This window comes from Paenibacillus sp. FSL F4-0122 (assembly GCF_038002845.1).
GTDB lineage: Bacteria > Bacillota > Bacilli > Paenibacillales > Paenibacillaceae > Paenibacillus_AQ > Paenibacillus_AQ odorifer.
Genome location: NZ_JBBODI010000001.1, coordinates 3,168,131 through 3,191,934 on the forward strand (window position 1 = coordinate 3,168,131; position 23,804 = coordinate 3,191,934).

The 23,804-nt window shown below is 44.4% G+C and carries 20 protein-coding genes; 16 read left to right on the top strand and 4 right to left on the bottom strand.

All coding sequences use genetic code 11. The features are described 5' to 3' along the window. The first annotated feature begins 159 nt into the window (after nucleotides 1-159). From MHH49_RS13675 to MHH49_RS13705, 7 genes are all read left to right on the top strand, one after another. The gene (locus MHH49_RS13675) at nucleotides 160-1,326 is read left to right on the top strand and encodes a SpoIIE family protein phosphatase (protein WP_076179350.1); all 1,167 of its coding nucleotides are present in this window, start codon (nucleotides 160-162) and stop codon (nucleotides 1,324-1,326) included. A gap of 2 nt (nucleotides 1,327-1,328) precedes the next feature. After that, nucleotides 1,329-4,997, top strand: coding sequence for a response regulator (locus MHH49_RS13680; protein ID WP_076179364.1), 3,669 nt, complete (start codon nucleotides 1,329-1,331; stop codon nucleotides 4,995-4,997). Nucleotides 4,998-5,076: 79 nt separating this feature from the next. Then, nucleotides 5,077-5,943 (top strand): CheR family methyltransferase, encoded by an 867-nt coding sequence (locus MHH49_RS13685; protein ID WP_051491113.1) that lies wholly within the window; start codon nucleotides 5,077-5,079, stop codon nucleotides 5,941-5,943. A 21-nt stretch (nucleotides 5,944-5,964) separates the two neighbouring features. Then, entirely contained in the window at nucleotides 5,965-7,635 is a 1,671-nt protein-coding gene (locus MHH49_RS13690; RefSeq protein ID WP_036680222.1) for a response regulator, read from the top strand. A gap of 96 nt (nucleotides 7,636-7,731) precedes the next feature. Then, entirely contained in the window at nucleotides 7,732-8,070 is a 339-nt protein-coding gene (locus MHH49_RS13695) for an STAS domain-containing protein (RefSeq protein ID WP_036680220.1), read from the top strand. A gap of 18 nt (nucleotides 8,071-8,088) precedes the next feature. Beyond that, the gene (rsbW, locus tag MHH49_RS13700; RefSeq protein WP_036680217.1) at nucleotides 8,089-8,544 is read left to right on the top strand and encodes an anti-sigma B factor RsbW; all 456 of its coding nucleotides are present in this window, start codon (nucleotides 8,089-8,091) and stop codon (nucleotides 8,542-8,544) included. Further along, the gene (locus MHH49_RS13705; protein WP_036680216.1) at nucleotides 8,541-9,311 is read left to right on the top strand and encodes a sigma-70 family RNA polymerase sigma factor; all 771 of its coding nucleotides are present in this window, start codon (nucleotides 8,541-8,543) and stop codon (nucleotides 9,309-9,311) included. The genes rsbW and MHH49_RS13705 overlap by 4 nt, the downstream gene beginning before the upstream one ends. Nucleotides 9,312-9,500: 189 nt before the next feature. Here MHH49_RS13705 and MHH49_RS13710 read toward each other — a convergent pair whose 3' ends face one another. The 3 genes from MHH49_RS13710 to MHH49_RS13720 all read right to left on the bottom strand — a co-directional run bounded on the left by MHH49_RS13710 (nucleotide 9,501) and on the right by MHH49_RS13720 (nucleotide 12,499). Continuing rightward, nucleotides 9,501-9,833: a DUF5665 domain-containing protein gene (locus tag MHH49_RS13710; protein WP_036680215.1), complete on the bottom strand. Its 333-nt coding sequence runs from the start codon at nucleotides 9,831-9,833 to the stop codon at nucleotides 9,501-9,503. Between the two features lie 148 nt (nucleotides 9,834-9,981). Further along, nucleotides 9,982-10,479: a YtxH domain-containing protein gene (locus MHH49_RS13715; protein ID WP_038573324.1), complete on the bottom strand. Its 498-nt coding sequence runs from the start codon at nucleotides 10,477-10,479 to the stop codon at nucleotides 9,982-9,984. A gap of 253 nt (nucleotides 10,480-10,732) precedes the next feature. Then, nucleotides 10,733-12,499 (bottom strand): glycoside hydrolase family 13 protein, encoded by a 1,767-nt coding sequence (locus MHH49_RS13720; RefSeq protein WP_445667555.1) that lies wholly within the window; start codon nucleotides 12,497-12,499, stop codon nucleotides 10,733-10,735. 446 nt (nucleotides 12,500-12,945) lie between these two features. Here MHH49_RS13720 and MHH49_RS13725 point away from each other — a divergent pair, with 446 nt between their 5' ends. The 4 genes from MHH49_RS13725 (at nucleotide 12,946) to MHH49_RS13740 (ending at nucleotide 17,764) form a co-directional block, all read left to right on the top strand. Further along, nucleotides 12,946-14,292, top strand: a complete 1,347-nt coding sequence (locus MHH49_RS13725; RefSeq protein WP_076142229.1) for a sugar ABC transporter substrate-binding protein — start codon at nucleotides 12,946-12,948, stop codon at nucleotides 14,290-14,292. Between the two features lie 18 nt (nucleotides 14,293-14,310). Next, on the top strand, nucleotides 14,311-15,618 hold the full coding sequence (locus MHH49_RS13730) for a sugar ABC transporter permease (protein WP_076297130.1): 1,308 nt from the start codon (nucleotides 14,311-14,313) through the stop codon (nucleotides 15,616-15,618). Then, nucleotides 15,615-16,451 (top strand): sugar ABC transporter permease, encoded by an 837-nt coding sequence (locus MHH49_RS13735; protein ID WP_036680210.1) that lies wholly within the window; start codon nucleotides 15,615-15,617, stop codon nucleotides 16,449-16,451. Before MHH49_RS13730 ends, MHH49_RS13735 begins: the two co-directional genes overlap by 4 nt. A 308-nt stretch (nucleotides 16,452-16,759) precedes the next feature. Then, complete coding sequence (locus MHH49_RS13740; RefSeq protein WP_036680204.1) at nucleotides 16,760-17,764, top strand: asparaginase; 1,005 nt, start codon at nucleotides 16,760-16,762, stop codon at nucleotides 17,762-17,764. 130 nt (nucleotides 17,765-17,894) lie between these two features. Here MHH49_RS13740 and MHH49_RS13745 read toward each other — a convergent pair whose 3' ends face one another. Then, nucleotides 17,895-18,119, bottom strand: a complete 225-nt coding sequence (locus MHH49_RS13745) for a DUF1128 domain-containing protein (protein WP_036680203.1) — start codon at nucleotides 18,117-18,119, stop codon at nucleotides 17,895-17,897. A gap of 144 nt (nucleotides 18,120-18,263) precedes the next feature. Here MHH49_RS13745 and yyaC point away from each other — a divergent pair, with 144 nt between their 5' ends. The 5 genes from yyaC to MHH49_RS13770 all read left to right on the top strand — a co-directional run bounded on the left by yyaC (nucleotide 18,264) and on the right by MHH49_RS13770 (nucleotide 22,666). Then, a complete protein-coding gene (gene yyaC, locus MHH49_RS13750; RefSeq protein ID WP_249267773.1) occupies nucleotides 18,264-18,788 on the top strand; it encodes a spore protease YyaC in 525 nt (174 codons plus the stop codon). Between the two features lie 108 nt (nucleotides 18,789-18,896). Beyond that, nucleotides 18,897-19,703: an alpha/beta fold hydrolase gene (locus MHH49_RS13755; RefSeq protein ID WP_036680199.1), complete on the top strand. Its 807-nt coding sequence runs from the start codon at nucleotides 18,897-18,899 to the stop codon at nucleotides 19,701-19,703. Nucleotides 19,704-19,897: 194 nt separating this feature from the next. Continuing rightward, on the top strand, nucleotides 19,898-20,569 hold the full coding sequence (locus MHH49_RS13760) for a DUF6483 family protein (RefSeq protein WP_076100631.1): 672 nt from the start codon (nucleotides 19,898-19,900) through the stop codon (nucleotides 20,567-20,569). Then, a complete protein-coding gene (locus MHH49_RS13765; protein ID WP_256717908.1) occupies nucleotides 20,527-21,387 on the top strand; it encodes a PhzF family phenazine biosynthesis protein in 861 nt (286 codons plus the stop codon). The genes MHH49_RS13760 and MHH49_RS13765 overlap by 43 nt, the downstream gene beginning before the upstream one ends. An 88-nt stretch (nucleotides 21,388-21,475) precedes the next feature. Then, the gene (locus MHH49_RS13770; protein ID WP_081382568.1) at nucleotides 21,476-22,666 is read left to right on the top strand and encodes a class I SAM-dependent methyltransferase; all 1,191 of its coding nucleotides are present in this window, start codon (nucleotides 21,476-21,478) and stop codon (nucleotides 22,664-22,666) included. Nucleotides 22,667-23,804 lie beyond the last annotated feature (1,138 nt).

Here is a 23,804-nt window from a genome sequence, read left to right on the forward strand (position 1 = left end):
TAGTGGGGCTGGAGGTTACTTTGCTGAATACGTAAATTGATCCTATGACTATATTTACATATTATGAAAATAGAAATAACACTGTAAAATAGCGTATGATATAGTTAGTAGGTTTGCAGAATTTTACGGTCGTAATACTATTCGTGTGAGGTGAAGATGATGAGAATCTTAATCGTGGATGACAATCCGACTAATGTTATCATTATCCGTGAAATCCTGAAAAAAGAAGATTACCGAAATTTCGTAACCGCATCTTCTGCCAAAGAGATGTTGGAACGGCTTGGAATCGGTTCTGGGAGTGAAGATGGACGTCCCCGGATGTCAGATATTGATCTGATTTTACTGGATATGATGATGCCAGAAATGGATGGGATCGAAGCATGTCGTGTTGTGCAGCAATACGAACATCTTAAGGATATTCCAATAATAATGGTTACAGCTGTAGGCGATTCTAAGAAATTGGCCGAAGCGCTGGATGCAGGTGCAGTAGATTATGTTACGAAACCTATTAATAAAGTGGAGCTAATGGCCCGGATTCGGCTTGCTCTGCGGTTGAAAAGTGAGAAAGATTGGCATAAGGAACGGGATCAGCGGATTCAGGAGGAATTGAGACTGGCTGCACTCGTGCAGAATGCTGTACTCAGCCTGCCCCTGCAGGAAGAGAATTTCGAGGTGCATGCTATCTATCAGCCTTCCTCTGAATTGGCGGGTGATTTATATGCCTGGTATCCCCTCGGGGATGGCCGATATGGCGTAATCCTCCTGGACATTATGGGACACGGTATATCATCATCTCTTTTTTGCATGTTCCTTGCGTCAGTATTAAAGGACACGGTAACTACTTATGTAGAGCCGGAAAAGGTAATTCAGGAACTCAATCGAAGGTTTAACCAACTTTATATTGAGAAAAAGCTGATTCAATACTATTTTACGACGATTTATCTTGTGATCGACACTCGTATAAAGCGTATTGACTACGTTAACGCCGGGCATCCACCTGCGCTATTTTTTGAGGGCGCAGCCAAGACTCCGGTCTTGCTGGAAAGCAATTGTCACCCTGTAGGCCTGTTTGAACGAATCGATATTCAGCCTCAGAGCTTGACCTACGAAGATGAAGGGCATTTGGTTCTCTATACAGATGGTCTGCTGGAGCTGGTTGAGGGTGAACAGGAAGAGCAGCTGAAGTTTATGATTAAGCATTTAAATGTTGAGCATGAATGGAAGGAAGAAACTATACGGGCTGCTTTTTTCAATGCTGATGTTCCTAAAGAGCGTGACGATGACAAATGTATAGTGTGGATCTCACTGAAGAAGGGAACAGAATGAGGATGAAAATAAAGGCTAAACTCTTAATTGGTTTTAGTGCGATGCTGGCGATTATGCTGGCACTTACTATGATTGGATACGATCGTTTGGATTATATGAATGGTCAGCTTGAGGGTTACCAGGATAGATATATGAAGGGGCGTTCTTCTTCAGGTATGCGTGGAGAAGTGAATGATATGGCGCGGATATTAACGACGACCATGTTAAGCGCTGATACATCAACGGTAGAATCACAAAAAAAAGAGATTGATAAAAAAATAGCTAAGGCGAATGAGCACTACGACAAAATAAAAGAATCAATGACTAGCGCTGAAGAGATGCAGATCGTTAATCAAATTGATGATTCTTATACGATCTATCTAAATTATCAGGAAAAAATATTGAAGCTGCTATCAGCTGGTTATTTCCAGAATGCCAGCACGTATTCTAACACAGAGGGACAAGCGATTCAGAATGCCGTGTTAAATGCTCTGAACAGTCTCTCTGATTATAATGCCTTTATTATGAATGAAGAGAGCGCAAAAGCTAAAGATGCCTACCAAAGCTCTACTCAGATGGTCATCTTGATGATGATTGTGGGTCTGCTACTTGGACTTGGAGTTGTTCTTTGGATCATTCCAAGCATTACGCGGGGGCTTAACGTCGTTTCGATGATGATTACCAGCTTTGGCAACGGCAGAATCCGGGCCATAAGGCGTATAAAGGTTACTTCGAAAGATGAGATTGGTGAGGTTGCCCTTGTCTTTAAGAAAATGGCGTTAGATCTTGAAGAGAAACAGCAAATGGAACAGGCTTATGCACAGGCGCAGAATGATCAATCCTGGCTGAATGCAAATGTTGCTCAGGTGACAGAACTTCTCCGGGGGGTTAGCTCATTGGATCAGGTCTCACAGACCTTTATTAACGAGTTCACCCCTGTGCTGGGAGCCCAGTTTGGGGCAGTATATTTAAAGGATGCTAACCGTCCCGATTTTCTGCGAAGCAGTGGTTATTATGCAGTAGATAGCGATAAGAAACCAAAGGAAGGTTTTGTGATTGGAGAAGGACTCGTAGGACAAAGTGCGCTTGATATGCACCCAATCAGATTGGAGCGGGCTCCTGAAGATTATATCTCCGTGAAATCCGGCTTTGTGGATTCACAGCCAGGATATATTTCCATTCATCCGCTTATTTTTGAAGACGAGCTGCTCGGTGTAGTAGAATTCGCTTCATTCCAGCCATTTAGCAGTCTGAAAAATGATTTGCTGCAACAACTAGCGAATAATTTAAGCATTATTTTCAATAATATTAGTCGTCGTCTGATTGTAGAGAAATTACTGCGTGAGTCACAAGCACTTACGGAAGAACTGCAATGTCAGTCAGAAGAGCTGCAGACTCAGCAAGAAGAACTGCGTCGTTCCAATGAGAACTTGGAAGAGCAGACGGACGCACTTAAGCGTTCAGAAGAACTGCTGCAACGTCAGCAGGAGGAACTGGAACATTACAATACGGAACTCGTCGCCAAGACTCGTGCACTAGAGGAGCAAGTGCAGGAGGTTGAGGAGAAAAAAGATGAAATTGAGCATGCTAAGGTTCAGCTAGAGAAACAGGCTATGCAATTATCCGTGACTAGTAAGTATAAATCGGAATTTATGGCGAACATGTCCCATGAATTGCGGACGCCGCTCAACAGTCTGCTGATCTTGTCCCAGCTGCTTACCGAGAACAAGGATGGTAATTTAACGGAGAAGCAGGTTGAATTTGCCCATACGATTTATATGTCAGGTGCTGACCTGCTTAAGATGATTGATGAAATTTTAGACCTGTCCAAGGTTGATGCAGGAAAAATGGAACTGAATCATGAAGAAATTAAACTGACTGAGCTGAAAAGCTTTGTGAAGCAGAATTTTGCTCCACAGGCGCTCAAAAAAGGACTCTCCTTACGGATAGCCTTTAACGAGCCGCTGCCAGATAGCGTAATTGCCGATAGTCATCGGTTGAAGCAGGTCTTAAGAAATCTGCTTTCCAATGCCTTTAAATTTACAACCGAAGGTTTTATCGAGTTTTCAGTTAGCCCGGCAGATACTAATCTCTTGCCACTAAATCTGCCGAGTGATAATGAATATATTGCTATTGCTGTGAAGGACAGTGGCATTGGTATTCCGGCTGACAAAACAGATATTGTATTCGAAGCCTTCCAGCAAGTAGACGGAACAACCAGCCGTAAATATGGAGGCACGGGCCTGGGATTGTCGATCAGCCGTGAATTGGTTCGTATAATGGGTGGAGCTATTGTGCTCGAATCCCGTGAGGGACAAGGCAGTACCTTCACTTTGTATTTGCCGGTGAAGGCAAATTACAGTAAACAACCTGCAGAAATAGAAGCTGCTGTGTCCAAAGAGGATTCATCATATGATGAATATATTGGAGACATGCTTCCAACCTTAGTGCCAGCAGCCGTTAACGTACCCCTTCCACAACTGACAATTGAGGATGACCGTGACAATTTGACGGCGAATGACAAAGTCCTGCTTATTATAGAAGATGATGAAAGCTTTGCGAAAATCTTGCTAGACATGGCTCGTGGTCGCAGATTTAAAGGCTTAGTAGCGCTTCAAGGCGATATTGGACTGCAGATGGCAAAAACTTATTTGCCAGATGCGATTATTCTCGATATACAGCTGCCTGTAATGGACGGCTGGACCATTCTTAGAGAGCTGAAAAGTGCATCTCAGACCCGTCACATTCCTGTTCATGTTATCTCAGTGAACGATGAAGTGAAGCAAGGATTGATGATGGGGGCTATGGCGTATCTAAGAAAACCATCTTCAAGAGAAGCATTGGAGCGGGCTTTCTCACAAATTGAGAACTATACGTCCAGCACTGTGAAGTACCTTCTGATTGTAGAAGATGATGAGATTCAACGTCGTTCCATTATGGAATTGATTGGTCATGATGATGTAGCTATTACCGCGGTATCAACCGGCAATGAGGCACTGATGGAGCTGCGCAAGCAGAGATATGATTGTATGGTTCTGGATCTTATGCTTGGGGATATGAACGGCTTTGAACTGCTGGATCAGATTCGTGATGATGAGGAATTAAACGATCTTCCTATTATTATTTATACAGGTAAGGATTTAGATAGCAAAGAAGAGACACAGCTCCGCAAGTATGCTGAATCCATAATTATCAAGGATGTTCGTTCTCCGGAACGACTACTGGATGAGACAACGTTGTTCTTGCACCGGGTAGAAGCCAATCTTCCGGAAGATAAACGTAAAATTTTGCAGAAGCTGCATAACAAGGAAGAGTTATTCGAAGGGAAGAAAATACTGCTCGTCGATGATGATATTCGTAATGTTTTTGCACTCTCTAGTGTACTGGAAGAATACCACATGGAAGTGAAGTTTGCGGAGAACGGACGTGAAGCGCTGGAAATGCTGGTAGAGCAAGAAGATTTTGATCTCGTGCTTATGGATATGATGATGCCGGAAATGGACGGATATGAAGCTATGCGCCGAATCCGTGAAATGCCGCAATATCAGAAACTGCCTATTATTGCGCTTACCGCCAAAGCAATGAAAGAGGATCGCGCCAAATGTATTGAAGCGGGAGCTTCTGATTATATGAAGAAACCGATCGCAACAGGTCAACTTCTTTCGTTAATGCGTGTCTGGTTGTATTCGTAAACTCAAATTTGGGGTAATACCTTTTTAAGAACTAACATGACTAGAATTACGGTGTGTTAATAAGGGAGTCGGGATAACAATGAAAGCGATAGAACACGGATATGAGGAGCAGCCCGTTATGGTAGGAAGTGACGAGTTGGAGCAAATTGAGATCGAGCTGCTCCTTGATGGAGTACACCGTTTATATGGATATGATTTCCGGAATTATGCGTTGCCTTCTTTGAAGCGGCGTATCTGGCATCATGTGCATGCGGAGAATGTACACAGCATATCCGCGCTGCAAGAAAAGGTGCTGCATGATCGTGCCTGTTTTGAACGATTTGTCTATAGTCTCTCCATTCCGGTCACCGAAATGTTTAGGGACCCGGGGTTATTTTTAACGTTTCGCCAGAAGGTAGTTCCGTTGTTGAGGACTTATCCCTATATTCGTATCTGGCATGCTGGATGCTCCACTGGTGAAGAAGTATACTCTATGGCCATCCTGCTTCATGAAGAAGGGCTTTACGATAAGGCTCGGATTTATGCCACAGATATGAATGAGCGTTCTTTACAGCAGGCTAAAGAAGGCGTCTATGATATTAGCAGAATGAAGCAATACACTAAGAATTATTTGGAGGCGGGAGGTACCCGGGCATTCTCTGAATACTATACAGCGAAGTATAACTCGGTTATTTTACAGCCATATTTACGCAAAAACATTATATTCGCTGAGCATAACTTAGCTACAGATACTTCTTTTAATGAGTTTAATGTTATTTTCTGCCGCAATGTGATGATCTATTTCAATGATGAGCTGCGTGATCATGTTCACGGCTTGTTTCATGAAAGTTTAAGTCGTTTTGGAATACTTGTTCTAGGCTCTAAAGAATCCATTCACTTTACGAAGTACAGCGATTGTTATGAGTCTTTGGACAGAGTAGAAAAAATATACCGTAACATAAAATAACGCATGAAGGAGGGTGGTCCTATGGGGTTTCAAGAACCAATTCATATACTACTAGTAGATGACCGTCCTGAAAATCTGCTGGCGCTGGAGGCGGTACTTGAAAGCCAGCATTATGAGCTAGTCAAAGCCACCTCCGGCGAAGAAGCGCTGCGGTGTTTGTTAAGGTATGATTTTGCTGTCATCGTACTGGACGTGCAGATGCCAGGTATGGATGGGATCGAGACCGCAAAGTTGATTAAAGCCAGAGAAAAAACAAAGGAAATTCCGATTATCTTTATCTCTGCGAATAGTAAGGAAGCGGAGCATTTATTCGCGGGCTATTCTGCAGGGGCTATTGATTATATGGTTAAACCCTTCATTCCACAAATTCTGAAGTCTAAGATACAAGGTTTTGTCGAGATGTATATTACGAGCAAAAAACATCAGACTCAGACCATGCTGCTGCAGCAAAAGACGAAAGAGCTGGAAATCATAAATAGTGAGCTCGTAAAGGCTAAGGAAGAGGCGGAGATCGCCTCCAAAGCGAAGTCGGAATTTCTGGCTATGATGAGTCATGAGATTCGTACACCAATGAATGGCGTAGTGGGTATGATTGATTTATTAATGGAGACTGACCTTGCTCCTGAGCAGAAGGAGTATTCCGAGATCATTCGGAAAAGTGCAGACACGTTGATTACGGTTATAAACGATATTCTTGATTTCACCAAAATGGAATCCGGTAAAATGGAAATCGAAGAGCAGCTGTTCGAACTTCGCACATGTATTCAAGAGGTGTTCAGCCTCTTTTCGGTGGAAGCGGGAAAAAAGAACCTGGAGCTCGCTTATTTTATCGATCAGAAGTTGCCTAGACTTTTATATGGAGATATGGCTCGTCTACGCCAAGTATTAATTAATCTGATTGCTAACGCAGTTAAATTTACAAATCAGGGCGGTGTCTATTTAGTCGCTTCCATCAAAGAAACATCTGGGCACAAGGTAGAAGTCGAGTTTACGGTCATGGATACAGGGATTGGTATTTCTCCAGAGAAATGCGACCGATTATTCCAACCGTTCTCACAGCTGGATTCTTCAATGACACGGAAATACGGGGGGACAGGGCTTGGTTTAGCCATATGTAAATCCCTTGTAGGCATGATGGGCGGAGAAATACGGGTAGAATCCATGGAGCAAAAAGGAGCTACCTTTATTTTTACGATTCAAGCATCCGTACCTGGAGAAGATTTGACAGGAGGTTATCAAGAAGAGGAATCGCCTCATCTTCTTCTTAATCAGGAGAGCAGAAGCCGAATTCTTGTTGTAGATGACCATCCTATCAATCAGCGTCTGATGGTTAGCATGCTAGATAAGCTCGGCTATGAAGCTGATATGGCTGAGGACGGGAAACAGGCTGTGCAAATGGCGCTTAAGCAGCCCTATGATTTTATCTTTATGGATCTCCAAATGCCAGTAATGGATGGCCTGGAGGCAACCGCCCAAATCCGTCGAGAAGGCGGTCCGGCGGCTGAGAAGACTATTATTATTGCAATGACTGCGAATGTCATGGATGGCATTCAGAATCGCTGTAAAGCCTCAGGAATGGATGACTATATCAGCAAGCCACTTAAGATGAGCAGTATTAAGCAGATTATCTCTCGGTATTCTAGCAGCGATAATCGGATGGTTGAACCAGATACATCTATTTTTCAGGCGTAACCCAAGATTTACTAGTTTATATTTTAATGTTATTTGTTTCAAAGGTAGGACTATGAGGTTATTAATATAGAAAATATTTATCAGGAGAGATCGTCTATGAACACGCATAAAAGTAATAAGTTTCACGCTAAGACAGAGACAAAAGAAAATGTATGTACGGTTTTCCTGAATGGTGAACTTGATCTATCCGTTGCTTCCGATTTCCGTTTGGTAATGGAGCCGCTTGTAGGGGATACGAAGCATGATTTAGTAATAAATCTTAAAGAATTAAAATACATCGATAGCACGGGTATTGGTATTCTACTTTCGATCCTGAAATCAAGACAAGGTATGGACGTTAAGTTTATGGTTGAGGATGTTCCTCCCCAAATTCAGAAGCTGTTTGACATGACTGGTATTACCAAGTTTTTTGCCTCCCAAGAGAATTCCCACTAGGAAAGGATAGAACAAAGAATGAGTGATGATGTGCAAAAAGTAATTCTTCAGCTGCCGGCTAGCGCAGAGTATGTGGATATTGTTAGGTTAAATTTATATGGTATTGCTTCAAAAATGGGCTTCACCTACGAAGATATTGAAGATATGAAGGTAGCTGTATCAGAGGCGTGTAACAATTCAGTATTGTACGCCTATGGACAACAAGACGGAATGGTTGATGTAATCTTTGAGGTGGGTGAAAGTGCCTTATCCATTACAGTCAAAGACGAGGGGGAGAGCTTTGACGGTTTGGAAGACTCGTCCAGTGAGCGTATGACACTGCATGATAAAGAGTTGAGTGACGTTCAGGTCGGCGGTTTAGGGTTCTACTTAATGCAAGCGTTGATGGATGACGTGAGCGTCGTAAGTGAGGCCGGAAGAGGGACGGTAGTAACTTTGAAGAAGCACCTTAACTTTAGCGAGGAAAAGGTATGAGTGATAAGGTGACTCCCCCCGAGTCCATGAATGAAGCAGTCACCCAAATTTGGGAATATCAGCAGACTAAGGATAATGAACGCGCAACAGTGCTGATACAGAAATATGAGCCTATGGTAAAAATGGCTGCTGGAAAAATTTCTCGCAACCGCCCCGACTTGTATGAGGATTTATATCAGGTCGGGCAAATGGCGCTCATCCGGTTATTACAGCAATATGATATTAGCCTTGGAATCCCTTTTGAGCCCTATGCGATGAAAAGCATGATTGGACATATGAAGAATTTCCTACGTGATAAATCTTGGTACATACAGGTACCTAGACGGATTAAAGAAAAGGGGGCACTTGTTCAACACGCGATTGACGAACTAACAGTGAAGCTGGAACGTTCGCCTGCGGTGGATGAGATTGCTCATTATCTTGATTTGTCTGTTGAAGAAACTGTAGAAGTACTGGCGGGCAGAGAATGTTATCATTACGTCTCCCTAGACTCGCCCCTTTCTCAAGAGGAGACAGGAGCTACACTAGGCGAGCTGATCAGCTCTGACGCAAATGATTACGAGACCGTAGAGAAACGTATGGATTTGCAACAAGCACTAGGTCAATTGAAGGAACAGGAGCAGCAGGTGCTGCTGTTAGCGTTCCAAGATGGACAATCCCAGCGGGCGATCGCCCAGAAGCTGGGGGTATCACAGATGAGCGTTTCACGCATACAGAAGCGGGCCACTGAGAAGTTAAAGCAGATTATGGCCAACTCTTCCTATTGAGTTCCTGTATGGGTAGTATACATTTTCGACGATAAGGACATGCTTCTCTCCACTGACTGGAGACCCGCATGTCCTTTATTTGTATACTGTTGTAGACTTATTCCCCCGCTTGTCCGTCCAACCTAGAGGATTAGACGGACAAGCGGGGGAAGCGGTCGATAGTTGGGGAATAGATCGATAGTCTTGCGGTTAGCTATTAGCATCAATGTATTTTTTAATTTCGCCAAGATACTCTCCGATTACTGGAACATTAAGAAAAAGACTAAGAATGTAGCCTAATAAACCAAGGACTACAAATGTTCCGAGAGATAGTCCAAGTCCCCGAGATATACCGGCCATCAGGTTTGTGATGATTCTTTTTTTCGGATCTGAATAGTTGTCGAGAATGTCCTTGAATTCTGATTTTTCCAGTGAGTGAGCGATCTTATCAAGACGACTGTTTAAGCGTTTCACTTCATGTCGCAACTCGAAAGGATGTTCATCAATTTCATAAGGTTTTGTTTGGTTATTTGAATCTGCCATGCGCCATCCCTGCTTTCTATAGCCCGAACGGGCATTAATTAAATGTCTAGTTGTATCTGCTGATGTGAATAAAGGTATAACTAAACAACAGCCAGCTGCGGTCAGCTGGCTGTTGTTTGTTAAAGTGATAGCTGTATGATGCCGCAGATTAGTAATTGGATTTATAGGAGGATTTTACATCCTCTTTCGCATCCTTAGCCTGATTGGCAACCTCTTTAGAGGATGCTTTGGCTTCATCAGCTACGTCTTTAGAGGCGTCTTTAACATCCGAGCTTACATTGCTTGAGGCTTCACTTACAGTGTCACCAATTTTACTTCCAGCCTCTTGAAGAGTGGCGGCAATCTGTTGTTTGCTGTCACTGACAGTGGTATAGATATCAGAGGCTTTATCTGATACCGTACTAGCCAAATCGGTTGCTTTTTCGCCAACTGTTGTCGCAATAGCTTTGGTTTTGTCAGTTACGGCACCAGCAACTTCTTTGGTCTTGTCTGTAGCTAGAGAAAGTTTATCTGACAGATCACTGCGCATTTCACGGCCAGGCTTTGGTGCAAATAGCAGGGCTGCTGCGGCACCAATTAAGCTACCAATAAAGATACCTTTTAATAAGCTGCTTCCGTTCTCTACTTCATGTTCTACGTTACTCATCACCAATCACTCCTTATAATTTATCTTACTTCGTATATAAACTTTGGCGTATGGGCTGAAACAGTTGAAGAGCAAGGGGGAGATTACGGGAGGTTAAGGGAGGATACGGTAACCTAGATGGCTTTAGGTCATATAAACCGCGTTTTTGAGACTTTATCAACATTTGTTTATGCGCAAAAAGAAGGGCGAAGACAGGCTGTGATATGCAGCATATGTCTCCATCCTTCTACGATTGAATTTAGAATGTTACGGATTAATCATTAACGGCTTGGAGTACCGCATAGCCGAATTCAGGCAGATTCAGATACAGCTGGGATGTGGAGGATTCAGTCCGCTTCTGCGTCTTTAGGTTTACCCATATCATGTCTGCCCCGGTTACAGGAATGATGACATCGGCCATAACATCTTCATTATTCAATACGATTATGAATCGGCTTTGTTTGTCCCACCGCTCATATACAAGCAGCTTTGGATAACCCGGAATCTCCAGCGCTTTAAATCCACTGCTCCGGAATGCGGGATGAGATTTACGAAGGCTGATCGTCCAGCGATAGTATTCGAGCAATTCTTGATTCTGTTTCTGGGAGTCCCACTCCATGCATTTTCGGTTGTCCGGGTCGTATCCGCCATCCATGCCGATTTCATCGCCATAATAAATACAGGGTGCTCCCTGAAAGGTCATCTGGAACAAAACGGCCAGCTTTAACTTCCTGATGTCACCGCCACAAAGTGTCAGGAAACGAACTGTATCATGGCTGTCTAGCAGATTAAAGGCTGCTTCCGTAATTTGTTGCGGATAATTCGCTAGCATAGTAGCAACCGACTGAGAGAATTGTGCAGCATTGATCTGTCCGTGGGCGAAAAAATTAATTTGAATATTCGTTAGCGGGTAATTCATAACGGCGTCAAACTGATCGCCAAGCAGCCACGGCAAGGAATCATGCATGATTTCTCCTACGAGATAGGCCTCTGGATTAACGCTTTTGATCGTACTGCGGAATTGCCGCCAGAACGAATGTGAGACTTCATTTGCGACATCAAGCCGCCAGCCGTCTATACCGATTTCCTCGATCCAATAGCGGCCTGCATTCAGTAGATATTCTATGACTTCAGGATTCTCAGTGTTGAATTTAGGCATGATAGGCTCGAATGCAAATGTGTCATAGGTGGGAATTCCGTCGATGACCTGTGGCGGCCACTCGCGTACATGGAACCAATCGGCATAACGCGAAGATTGCCCGTTCGCGAGCAGATCAACAAATGGCGGGAAGGTATGGCCGCAATGATTAAAGACACCGTCCAGGATGACACGGATGCCTTTGGAATGACAGGAGTCCACAAACTCTTTCAGCAATGTGTTGCTGCCAAAATGAGGATCGACCAAGTAATAATCTTCTGTATCGTATTTATGATTGGTGGTTGCCGCAAATAGAGGATTAAAATATATAGCATTGATGCCCAATTCACAGAGATAATCCAAATGATCTAGTACACCCTGCAAGTCTCCTCCGAAGAAATTCCGAGGACTCGGTGTGCCGCCCCATTCGAGTACATCTGTCGGATCGTTGGTGGGATCACCATTCGCGAAACGCTCCGGGAATATTTGATAAAATACTGCATCTTTCACCCAAGATGGAGGGGAGTGCACATCTTCACGATTCAAAAATGGAAAGTCGAACAGACCCTCATATACAACAGCAGGTGGCTCTGGATAAAATCCTTTTTCCAAAAAATAAAGGACTTCGTCTTTGTTATAAAGCGCAAAGTAATACGCGAGTCTGCGGTAAACAGGACGGACGGAGGCTTGCCAGTAATCGAACAAGCCGTCAGAAGCGAGGCGCTGCATTGGAATGACCTCATGCGTTTTGTCCCAGCCAAATTTATCTCCACAGAAAAGGTCGATCTGTGATACGTTGTCCCGCTTAGTTCTTAGGCGAATATGAAGTGTAGACTCATCGTAGGCATATGACCAATTTTGTCCCATACGGTGATAAACGGCTTCCGGTTGAATCATACTCATTTTCCATCCCTTCGGGCATGTAAACGCAAAAAAGGGCCAACCTCATGATTTTCAGAGGTTGAACCCTTGGCGGTTTCATTGCCTTTAAATTTGTCTGCATCTTACCATAACCCTCAAGAGCAAAGCAAGAGGTTATTTCACAAGAATTTACAATATGGAATATTTAGTATGTGGTAGGAATAAAGAGAAAATAAGAGAAAAGATAAGATAAACTTTGTTAAACCGTCTTGTTTGGACTTATACCCTGATTGCAATCAAAATTATGGATATTATAGAATGAGTGCGAACGAACTTGATTTTTCATAACACGCATTCAAATTAAAGGCACTGTTACCTGCAAAGGTACAACCTCGGCACTTTGTGCAAATGAGGTTGTACCTTTTTTATATGCTTTTTTTCAATGCGGGTTAGGTTTAATCACTCATGATCGAAGGGGAGATGAGCAAATGAAGAAGAGTAAACGTTCCAAAATGCAAGCGGTAACATTTAGTTTAGTCCTATGCCTGCTGTTAACTTTGACGGTCACCGCATGCGGTTCTGGCAATGGGAACTCCGCATCAAAGCCGAATTCGAGTCCGAATTCCGCAGTGAACGAGCCGGGGGGAACCACAAATGAGACAAATACCGAAGAGAAAACCACTGATGAGGAAATGAAGCCAGAAGCAGGGGCCAAACTTATGGTCTGGGAAGCCAAGGAGCAGCTTGAATACATGAAGCAGGTAGCTGCTGATTTCGAAAAAGAATATGGTGTTCCCGTCACGGTTGAGGAAATGGCGGGTGGCGATCAAGGCGCAAGACTGGCGACGGATGGTCCGTCTAAACTTGCTGCAGATGTGTTGACTCTGCCCCATGACCAGATCGGGCAAGCCGTAAAAGCAGGGCTGCTTTTGCCAAACGATGTTTTTGAGGAAGAAACCAAATCAACGATGGTGGCAACAGCCGTTCAGGCATCGTCTTATGATGGCATTCTTTACGGTTATCCTAAATCGGTGGAAACCTATGCGCTGTTCTACAACAAGGACCTGATTCCTGACGCTCCTAAAACGTGGGATGATGTGATTGCTTTTGCAGATACGTACAACAATCCGAAGGAAAATAAATTCGCAATCATGTGGGAATTCGTCGGATATTACAGCTATCCGTTTATTGGCAGCTTCGGCGGATATATTTACGGAGACAACAATACGAATTTCAAGGATATTGGATTGAACAATGAGGGCACTATCAAAGGATTTACGTTTCTGCAGAGCCTCAAAAAAATTCTGCCTTTGAATGCAGGAGATATCACTTATGACGTGAAAACCCAATTATTCCAAGAAGGTAAGCTGGCGATGAATATCGATGGGCCATGGTCCATAGCGGCGTTTAAGGAAAATGTTAACCTGGGTGTGGCTCCTCTTCCAAAGGGACCTGACGGTCAAGACAGTCTTTCTTTCTCCGGTGTCAAATCGTATTATGTTAACTCATATACGGAATATCCGGTCGCAGGCCGTTTGTTCGCACATTTTGCAAGCAACAAGGAGAACCAGCTTAAGAACTTTGAGATGACGGGAGCGATTCCTGCGAGTATAGAGGCTGGAGAAGCGCCGGAAATCAAAGATGACCCTATTATTGGCGGATTCTTCGAGCAATTCCAAAATTCCGTTCCAATGCCTTCCGTTTCAGAAATCAAATCCGTCTGGGAACCCCTAAAAGCAGCGTTTGTATCCCTGTGGAACGACTCGAATCTTGATGTTAAACAGACGCTGGATCAGACTGTAACTACGATTCAGGCCGATCTGGAGTCGAAGTAAAGGGCAGGTGATTTAACCATGAGGAAAAAAACAGGCGCAGCGCTACTCTCGGCTATTATTCCGGGACTGGGCCAGTTCTACAACCGGCAGTGGCTGAAAGGATTGGTATTCCTGCTGGTAGGGTCTGCTGGAATCTTCTATATTGCTCATGATCTGATGGGTCATTTGCATGGCTTAATTACGCTTGGGGAATTTCCAAGCCGTATGGTCAAGGTAGGCAAATTAACCCGGATGGTGGAAGGCGACCATTCCATTTTTATGATGATCAATGGTCTAATGGCATTGCTGGCGCTGCTCTTTTATACAGCATTTCATTTATTGAACATCAGAGATGCATTCCTAGTTGGAGCTGCACGGGACCGGAAAGAGCCCATTCATTCATTCGCTGAATCGCTCAGAGCTATGGGGCGGAGGAATTTTGCCTATCTTGTCCTCGCGATTCCCTTTGTGGCTGTGGTTTTTCTGACGATATTACCACTTGTTTTTTCGGTGCTACTGGCGTTTACGAACTATGCCGACCCGATTTTACCGCCAGCACATCTGGTAGACTGGGTGGGTTTCGGTAATTTTAATAAAATGCTTAGTCTGGATGTCTGGAGTTCCACCTTCGGTGGAGTGCTGACTTGGACCTTGATCTGGGCGGTTATTGCTACTGCGACGACTTACATTGGAGGTGTGCTCATTGCAGTACTTATTCACCAGCCCCGTGTCCGTTGCAAAAAGCTTTGGCGCACACTTCTGATCGTTCCGTTCGCTATTCCCAATATGATTTCTCTGCTCGTCATGCGCAATATGTTCAATAATCAATTCGGACCGATCAATAGTTATTTAAGAGCCTTGGGACTGGAGGGTGTGGCCTGGCTAACCAATCCTTTCTGGGCTAAGGTCACTGTAATTCTGGCTAATATGTGGATCGGCATTCCGGTGACCATGATTCTGGCCTTCGGGGTGCTGACAACAATTCCGAGGGATATGTATGAAGCGGCAGAAGTAGACGGTGCTGGGTCATTTTATAAATTCCGCATGATTACGCTGCCCATGGTATTGTTCGCAACCGCACCTATCCTGATTATGCAGTTTGCCGGCAATATTAACAGCTTTAATGTCATTTATCTAATGACTAACGGAGAACCGGTTAATCCCAACTACCAGTACGCGGGCCACACTGACTTGCTGGTGACTTGGCTTTATAAACTGGCGCTGAACCAGTCGCAGTATAGCTTTGCTTCTGTCATCGGGATTGTCATCTTCCTGATGGTCGCGACATTCTCCATCTGGAGCTACCGGCGGACGCGGTCCTTTAAAGAGGAGGATATGATTGCATGAAGCTAAGACTGACGGAAGCGTTAAAAACGTTTGGAAGCCATTTATTGCTGATTGTGCTCAGTTTTATTAGTCTTTTCCCAGCCTTCTGGATTATTATGTCTTCGTTCAAAACAGGAAACAGTTTGTTCAGTGACTCATTGATTCCTAAGAATTTTACCTTTGTTCATTACAAGGAACTGTTTGAGCAAACTAAATATTTGTTATGGTTCATGAATACGCTAAAGATTGCGGCGTTGTCTACGCTGCTCGGCACCTTTTTGCTGCTGCTGACTTCGTACGCCATTTCTCGTTATCGATTTACGGGCAGAAAAACTACACTAACCGCGCTCCTAGTTCTGCAGATGTTTCCGGGATTTATGGCTATGATTGCAGTTTACGTGCTGCTGAACACACTTGGGCTACTGAATTCTCATTGGGCACTTGTGCTCGTATACAGCAGCGGCGCTATTATCACGAATGTTTTTGTGGCTAAAGGTTTTTTTGATACGATTCCTAAAAGCTTGGAAGATGCTGCGCGAATGGATGGGGCGAGCCATATGAAAGTATTCCTTTCTATCATGATCCCGTTATCTAAGCCGATGCTCACCTATGCCAGCCTTATGATTTTCAACGGCTGCTTTGTGGATTTTATATTCGCCGACCTTGTATTGCGCACGGAGGATACAAGAACGCTCGCCGTTGGGCTTTACCGTATGGTGAACCAGAGCAACTCAACCGAGTTTACGTTGTTCGCTGCCGGAGCGGTATTGGTCGCTCTCCCAGTCACGCTGCTGTTCATTTTCCTACAGCGTTTCTTGGTGGATGGCCTCACCGCAGGTGCAAGCAAAGGATAAGGCGAACTGCGCTACCCTTGTGAAGCTACGCTGAATTCGCTAAAAACCGCTTTCTACTCAGAGATTAAGCTTCTGAGAAGGAAGCGGTTTTTTATATTTTATCCGGTTTCTATAATCTTCTTGGTGTGGACAGGATTGAAGAATAATGAAAATAGGAGTAGAATTCCTCATGGAACCAACACTTAAGGGAGTTTGTGGAGTACTCAAAAATCCCCGGAGCACGGGGTTATTTTCTAGCATTTATTAAATGTGAATACTAATAAGTCCTTGTGAGTTATAGAGCATCTAGAGAAAAGAGGAGAGATATCATGGAAACCGTATTAGTACGAGAGTATCGGGCGGATTTGCTGGAATGTGTCCATAGTGGGCATATTGCCATCGTAGGAGAGAATGGAAATTTAATGGGGTATGCAGGTGACCCGGAATTTGTATCGTTCACCCGTTCAGCTGCTAAACCCCTTCAGGCTATTCCAGGCGTACGTGGGGGGATCGTGGAGCATTACGGCTTTACTCCCGCAGAGGTTGCCCTGATGACCGCCTCTCATCGGGGAGAGAGCTACCATGTTGCTGCGCTAGAGAGCATATCCTCCAAGATTGGCATCGATGAGCAACAAATGATCTGTGCAACGAGTTACCCGCTGGATTATTCCAGCAGGGAGAACGCCATTCGTGGTGCGGGCAAAAGAAAGTTCTATCATAACTGTGCGGGCAAGCACATGGGCATCTTAGCTTACAGTAAGCTCAAAGGTTTGCCGCTTGAAGAATACTCACAGCCGGAGCAAACGGTGCAGCGTGAGATTATCGACACCATTGCTTATATGGCTGGTGTGGCCCCAGACAGCATCGGTTTAGGTACGGACGGATGTGGACTTCCGGTATTTGCTCTGCCTCTGACCGCCTTGGCGACAGCCTATTTGAAATTAGCCAATCCGGATTTGATTGCAGATGAAGCTACTCGCAAAGCGGTTACTACTATTACAACGGCAATGAATGCTTATCCGGAGATGGTTTCTGGATCTGGTCGCCTTGATTCTATTCTTTTGGAAGATGATAATATTATTGCTAAAGGTGGATTTAAGGGTGTGTATTGCTTCGGTTTACGCCGTGAGCGACTGGGGATTGCCTTCAAGATTCTGGATGGGTCGGAAGAAGAGTGGGGACTTATTGTACAGGGAATTTTAAACCAAATTGGTTATAGTCAGAAAAATACCTTGGAAAAGCTGCGCAATGCATTTTCAGGCGTGATTTACAATGACGGGGGTACACGAGTAGGCCATGCGGATACCGAGTTCAAGCTTAATTTCATAAAGTAGGATCATATAAAAAGAGCCCTTCGACTACGAATCCATCTTCTGGATACGCAGCGAAGGGCTTTTTTCTACGAGAAGCGGTGGTCATCTTTAAAGGACGGCAACATCGTTTCTTCTTGTATAGGGAGAACTATTATTTATGACGTAGACGGCCGAGTTCGGAGACGAGTGCTTCCACCTGAGAAATACTCAGTCTGTCGCTGCCCATGGCTACCTCATATACATCATAGATATCTTCATAATGATCTACTGAAAAAGCGGAGGCTTGCATCGCCGCAGCACTGGCCATTTTTAATTTGTTTTTGATAGCCTCGATCATATACTCAACATTTTCCTGACTAGGCTTTGTTAAATCCATTAGGTTAAAACATCCTCTCTGTATACTGATTCATGTATTTTACCATGTTTGGCAGCTTGACCACCATTTTTTTGTCGGGTTCACTGAAATCATGTTAAATTAAAGGCATGAAATCAAAAAATATCATCGAAGGGAGCAAATGTATTGGCAATCAGAGAACAGGGAAGCGGAAAACGCATTAAAATGGACGATGCTGGACTGGTGTCCTTTTTCATGGAAATAGCTGCTCTGCATTCCGCCGAGGAAGTCACGTTTCTTTGTATCGGAACAGATCGATCTACAGGAGATGCACTCGGTCCGTTGACGGGCAGCAAACTTGTGGAACATGGCTTCCGACATGTAATCGGTACGTTGCCGTCTCCTTGCGATGCAGATAATTTGGTGGCCAGAGTGGCTGAGATTCCCTCCGGGCATATTGTAGTTGCGGTAGATGCTTGTCTGGGCCCTCCGATCGCGCTTGGATATTACTTCGTTTCGAGTGAGCCACTGCTGCCTGCACAATCGGTGGGGGCAAATCTTCCAGCCGTAGGTCACTATAGTTTGGCGGCCGTTGTAGATATGAATGGCCCGAAACCTTATCGGACGCTGCAGACTACTCCACTGCATAGAGTGATGGTTATGGCAGAACATATCGCTATAGCGGCAGCAAAAGGATTCGGACTCCAGTAGTACCCATTGGGCACTTAAAAATAAGCTGTCCGTTTCAAGGCGGGCTGTTTTGCTTAATAATAGATATTAGACACATTATCTTAGTATTCTAGAAAGAGGGAAGCAGCCATGGAAAGAGTTCGTTGTGACGGAAGCAATATATGCTACAGTGATCAGGGGAAAGGCGAAGTTATTGTATTGCTGCATGGCTTTTGTGGAAGCGCTGAATATTGGGAACAAGTCATTCCTGTCTTAAGCAGCGGCTACCGAGTGATTGCTCCCGATTTACGTGGTCACGGAGCTTCGGAAGCTCCACTAGGACCTTATAGTATTGAACAAATGGCAGATGATGTTCTGGGTCTGTTAGATTCGCTGGAGATTGCTGAATGCATCATGCTTGGTCATTCGCTTGGCGGATATATTACGCTATCGTTTGCTCAGCGTTATGCTTCTCGATTGAAAGGCTTTGGATTAATTCATTCTACTGCTTATCCAGATAGTGAAGAAGCTAAGGAAAAACGACTGAAGAGTGTCAGCGCGATTCAAAATGAAGGGATTACTCCTTTCGTAGACAGCTTCGTACCAGGCTTGTTTGCTGAAGCAACCGCTTCTGCATCCCCACAGCTGCTGGAGCGCGCTAAAGAAATCGGCTACAAAACGCCTCCACAAGGAGCAGCAGGAGCTGCACTGGCGATGCGTGAGCGTCCAGATCGACGGGATGTAATTACGGCCACTACGTTGCCGGTATTGCTTGTTGCTGGCGAGCAGGATGGATTGATTCCTGCTGAACGAACCTTTACTGCGGATAAGCCAAATGTAACGCAAGCAACGATATCGGGTGCAGGCCACATGAGTCTTTTTGAAGCTCCTGAACGGTTAGCCGAGATCATTAAGGATTTTGTCCAGGCTTCCGTTTTAGATAATAGCCGCGTATAAAAAATCTTCTACAAAGAGGCAGCACGGCGCCATTCTGGCGTGTGCTGCCTCTTTCTTTTAGGGCTATCTAATGATCTGGTATTCTCCTTAACTGGCATAGAATTCGGCAATGGTTTAAGATAAATCAATAGAATAATTTAAGTGGTATGAGTCCTGTAGTTTTTGCTACCACAGTACGGAAAAGGAGGATGTGCATGTTTCGAAGAGACTATATTGTCCGGATGATCGAAGATATGACGGCGATGGTTGCCAAGGTACTTACTCTGAAGCAGGAACGGAAGACGACAGAAGCTTTATGGGAAATCGATGAGCTGTTGAACCGGCATTTTCCGCTGAATTCACGTCTTTTAAATTCACTATCTGTAGAAGATATCATAGATATGTTTCGTTTTGGCGGTGTGGTTGAGTCCGATAAGCTTCAAGGTCTGGCCAAACTGCTGAAGGAAGAAGGCAGTATTTATGCCGCAAATGGCGATAAGGATGCAGCATTATTTAGAAGTATGAGAGCCTTACATTTATATTTGTACGCGGATCTTCACGGTGCAGACCGGGAGCTGCTGCATATGACTCAGGAAATTGATGAACTCTTGCAGGATGTGCAGGCCTATCGGCTCCCGGCTAAAACGGAGCGGCTACTGATGGAGTATATGGAGTCGGTAGGGCGATATAGTAAAGCGGAGGACAGCCTCTACCGGCTGTGGGAGCAGGGAGAAAATGTTGTAATAGAAGGGGATAAGCTATACAATCGACTGCTGCTCAAGTCATCTGCAGAATTGGAACAAGGTACTCTTCCTCTGGAGGAAGTAGAGCAGGGGTTAAAAGAGTGGGGCAGGATAACAGCGATACGAAAGGAATCAGGAACCTGATGAATACGATGAATATCCCTTTATATATTATCGATGCTTTTGCAGAACAGGCTTATTCAGGCAACCCTGCGGCGGTATGTTTACTGGAGCATCCCGTCGATCAAGGTTATATGCAGAAGACAGCAGCGGAAATGAACTTGTCAGAGACAGCTTTTCTCTGGCCAGAGGAAGATGGATATCGCCTGCGCTGGTTTACACCTAAAGTTGAGGTCAAGCTATGTGGTCATGGGACTCTAGCAAGTGCACATGTATTATGGGAGAGGGGACTGCTAGCTCCTGATATGGAAGCAAGGTTCTATACACGCAGTGGGTTGCTCAGAGCTTCTCGTTCAGGAGATTTGATCTCACTGTACTTCCCGCCTTATCAGCTTCAACCCTCTCCTGTAATTTCAGGTCTCGCAGCAGCGCTTGGTATTGCAGAAGCGAATGTGGTGGAAACTATGCGATATGCTGACAATGTGCTTGTACGACTGGATCAGGAAGCACGGGTTCGCGAACTCAGCCCTGACTTCGGAGCTTTATCCGGGCTTGAAGGGAGAGGCTTCGCGGTTACCGCAGAAAGCTCTATCGAAGGTATTGATTGTGTATCACGTTTTTTTGCGCCGAAGGTAGGAGTGAATGAGGATCCGGTAACAGGCTCAGCGCATACTGCACTGGCACCTTTTTGGGCGGATAGACTCAATCGTACGCAGTTGACCGCTTATCAAGCTTCGAAACGTGGAGGTTTGCTTCAGTTAGAGGTAAGTAAAGACCAGATTAAGATGTCTGGGCGAGCATTAACTATAGTTAGTGGAGAGCTGCATGTTAAGCCCTGCTAGAACAAGGAACGACCCTTGTTAACACGTGATATAATGAACGATGATGGTTAGGAGACATAGATTCTCCATTTTTAATCCCGAAAGTGAGATGTGCGTTGTGGAATCTTTAACAGCTCTAATTGAACAACTAATTAACGACCGTACTTTGATTACGGCTACCCTAAGTCAAGTGCGTTATAAAGGCGAAAATTGTACCAAGGTGCAGGTTAAACCTGTTGAACTAAAGGGTAAGCTGCATTATCAGTTTGCGTCCTATATTGGTACAAAGGTAGAACATCGCAACGTACCCGCAGAATTGGCGGCGGAAGAGATATCTCTTTTATTTAGAGAAACATATCGGCAAGGCTTGTTGTGTACAGTAGAAGCCGATTATCAGGTGCTTATTAGCAAAAAATTCAAAGTATCAATCCTAACTAAGTCTCCAAGTAAAAAAGAAGAGCCGGATCTAGCTCACAACCGCCGCAAACGTTATGTGCTGGAGGATGGAGAGCCTGTGCCATTTCTGGTGGAACTTGGCATCATGAATAAAGAAGGCAAAGTGCTAGCCAAAAGATATGATAAATTTCGGCAGATCAATCGTTTTCTGGAGATGGTAGAGGACGTGCTTGCCGATCTGCCAACCGGCCGACCCTTGACGATTGTGGATTTTGGTTGTGGAAAATCATATTTGACCTTTGCACTGTATCACTATCTGACCGTTCGCAAGAAGCGGGAGCTTAATATCATTGGGTTAGATTTGAAAGCAGATGTGATTGAGCATTGTAACGAACTTGCTGCGAAAATCGGTTATGATCACTTGAAGTTCCTTGTGGGTGACATTGCTGAGTACAATGAGCTGGAGCAAGTAGACATGGTGATCACACTTCATGCTTGCGACACAGCTACTGATGCTGCCCTTGAAAAAGCGGTACGTTGGGGAGCGTCTGTTATTTTGTCCGTGCCTTGCTGCCAGCATGAATTATTCGCACAAATCGAAAATGAAGTAATGAGCCCTATGCTTTCGCATGGCATACTGAAAGAGCGTTTTTCCGCCTTGGCTACAGATGCCATTCGCGCCAAATTGCTCGACATGATGGGCTATAGCAGCCAGCTGCTGGAATTCATCGATCTGGAGAATACGCCGAAGAACATTTTGATTCGTGCCGTTAAGAGTTCAGCCGGGGACAACTCCGTCAAATGGCGCGAATACACCGCATTCCGCGATTTTCTGGGAGCAAAACCCTACCTCGAACGCGTATGCGCTGATCTGCTTCCCACTGGGAGTTCGGTAGAAGGGTAGAGGATATTAAGGTAGAGAGCGTAAAACGGTAGGACTGTAGCATGGTAGAACGGTAGTACTGTAGAATGGGCACTTATAGGTGCAGGCTATTCGATCAGTTGTACTTTTTACAACTATATAGCTTTTTTAATGGGAAATTGGATAGTACAGCTAGTGCGATCAAATGGTTAGGACGGTACGGCTAGTGTGATCTAATGGTTAGGACGGTGCAGCTAGTGCGATCTAATGGCGAGTTGGTTTAGTTGTACTTTGTGCAACTAAATATGCTCAGAAGCTGCGTTTTAGTGATTTAGTTGCACTTTGTACACTTAAAAACGAACAATACTCCGCATATGGTGGGATTCTCGAAAAACAGTTGCACAAAGTACAATTAAAGTGGAAGTAAGCGGTGAAAGCACGGGATTAGTTGTACTTTTTACAACTGTATAGCTTTTTTTGGATGGGAATTCAGATAGTACAGCTAGTGCGATCTAATGGTTAGGATGGTGCAGTGAGTGCGATTCAATGATGAGGACGGTACGGCTAGTGCGATCTAATGGTGAGTTGGTTTAGTTGTACTTTGTGCAACTAAATATGCTCTGAAGCTGCGTTTTAGTGATTTAGTTGCACTTTGTACACTTAAAAACGAACAATACTCCCCATACCGCGGGATTCTTGAAAAATAGTTGCACTAAGTGCAATTAAAGTGGAAGTAAGCAGCGAAAGCACGGGATTAGTTGTACTTTTTACAACTATATAGCTTTTTTGAATGGGAATTCGGATAGTACAGCTAGTGAGATCAAATGGTTAGGATGGTGCAGTGAGTGCGATCCAATGATGAGGACGGTACGGCTAGTGCGATCTAATGGTGAGGACGGTACGGCTAGTGCGATCTAATGGTGAGTTGGTTTAGTTGTACTTTGTGCAACTAAATATGCTCTGAAGCTGCGTTTTAGTGATTTAGTTGCACTTTGTACACTTAAAAACGAACAATACTCCCCATACGGCGGGATTCTTGAAAAATAGTTGCACTAAGTGCAATTAAAGTGGAAGTAAGCAGCGAAAGCACGGGATTAGTTGTACTTTTTACAACTATATAGCTTTTTTGAATGAGAATTCGGATAGTACAGCTAGTGCGATCTAATGGTTAGGACGGTAC

Coding starts and splice junctions, on each gene's coding strand:
- MHH49_RS13725 (WP_076142229.1), top strand. CDS start 12,946: ATGAAGAAGAGTAAACGTTCCAAAATGCAAGCGGTAACATTTAGTTTA.
- MHH49_RS13715 (WP_038573324.1), bottom strand. CDS start 10,479: ATGAGTAACGTAGAACATGAAGTAGAGAACGGAAGCAGCTTATTAAAA.
- MHH49_RS13745 (WP_036680203.1), bottom strand. CDS start 18,119: ATGGATTTAACAAAGCCTAGTCAGGAAAATGTTGAGTATATGATCGAG.
- MHH49_RS13675 (WP_076179350.1), top strand. CDS start 160: ATGAGAATCTTAATCGTGGATGACAATCCGACTAATGTTATCATTATC.
- MHH49_RS13735 (WP_036680210.1), top strand. CDS start 15,615: ATGAAGCTAAGACTGACGGAAGCGTTAAAAACGTTTGGAAGCCATTTA.
- MHH49_RS13680 (WP_076179364.1), top strand. CDS start 1,329: ATGAAAATAAAGGCTAAACTCTTAATTGGTTTTAGTGCGATGCTGGCG.
- MHH49_RS13740 (WP_036680204.1), top strand. CDS start 16,760: ATGGAAACCGTATTAGTACGAGAGTATCGGGCGGATTTGCTGGAATGT.
- MHH49_RS13730 (WP_076297130.1), top strand. CDS start 14,311: ATGAGGAAAAAAACAGGCGCAGCGCTACTCTCGGCTATTATTCCGGGA.
- MHH49_RS13770 (WP_081382568.1), top strand. CDS start 21,476: ATGTGCGTTGTGGAATCTTTAACAGCTCTAATTGAACAACTAATTAAC.
- rsbW (WP_036680217.1), top strand. CDS start 8,089: ATGAGTGATGATGTGCAAAAAGTAATTCTTCAGCTGCCGGCTAGCGCA.
- MHH49_RS13710 (WP_036680215.1), bottom strand. CDS start 9,833: ATGGCAGATTCAAATAACCAAACAAAACCTTATGAAATTGATGAACAT.
- MHH49_RS13685 (WP_051491113.1), top strand. CDS start 5,077: ATGAAAGCGATAGAACACGGATATGAGGAGCAGCCCGTTATGGTAGGA.
- MHH49_RS13760 (WP_076100631.1), top strand. CDS start 19,898: ATGTTTCGAAGAGACTATATTGTCCGGATGATCGAAGATATGACGGCG.
- MHH49_RS13695 (WP_036680220.1), top strand. CDS start 7,732: ATGAACACGCATAAAAGTAATAAGTTTCACGCTAAGACAGAGACAAAA.
- MHH49_RS13690 (WP_036680222.1), top strand. CDS start 5,965: ATGGGGTTTCAAGAACCAATTCATATACTACTAGTAGATGACCGTCCT.
- MHH49_RS13705 (WP_036680216.1), top strand. CDS start 8,541: ATGAGTGATAAGGTGACTCCCCCCGAGTCCATGAATGAAGCAGTCACC.
- MHH49_RS13755 (WP_036680199.1), top strand. CDS start 18,897: ATGGAAAGAGTTCGTTGTGACGGAAGCAATATATGCTACAGTGATCAG.
- MHH49_RS13720 (WP_445667555.1), bottom strand. CDS start 12,499: ATGAGTATGATTCAACCGGAAGCCGTTTATCACCGTATGGGACAAAAT.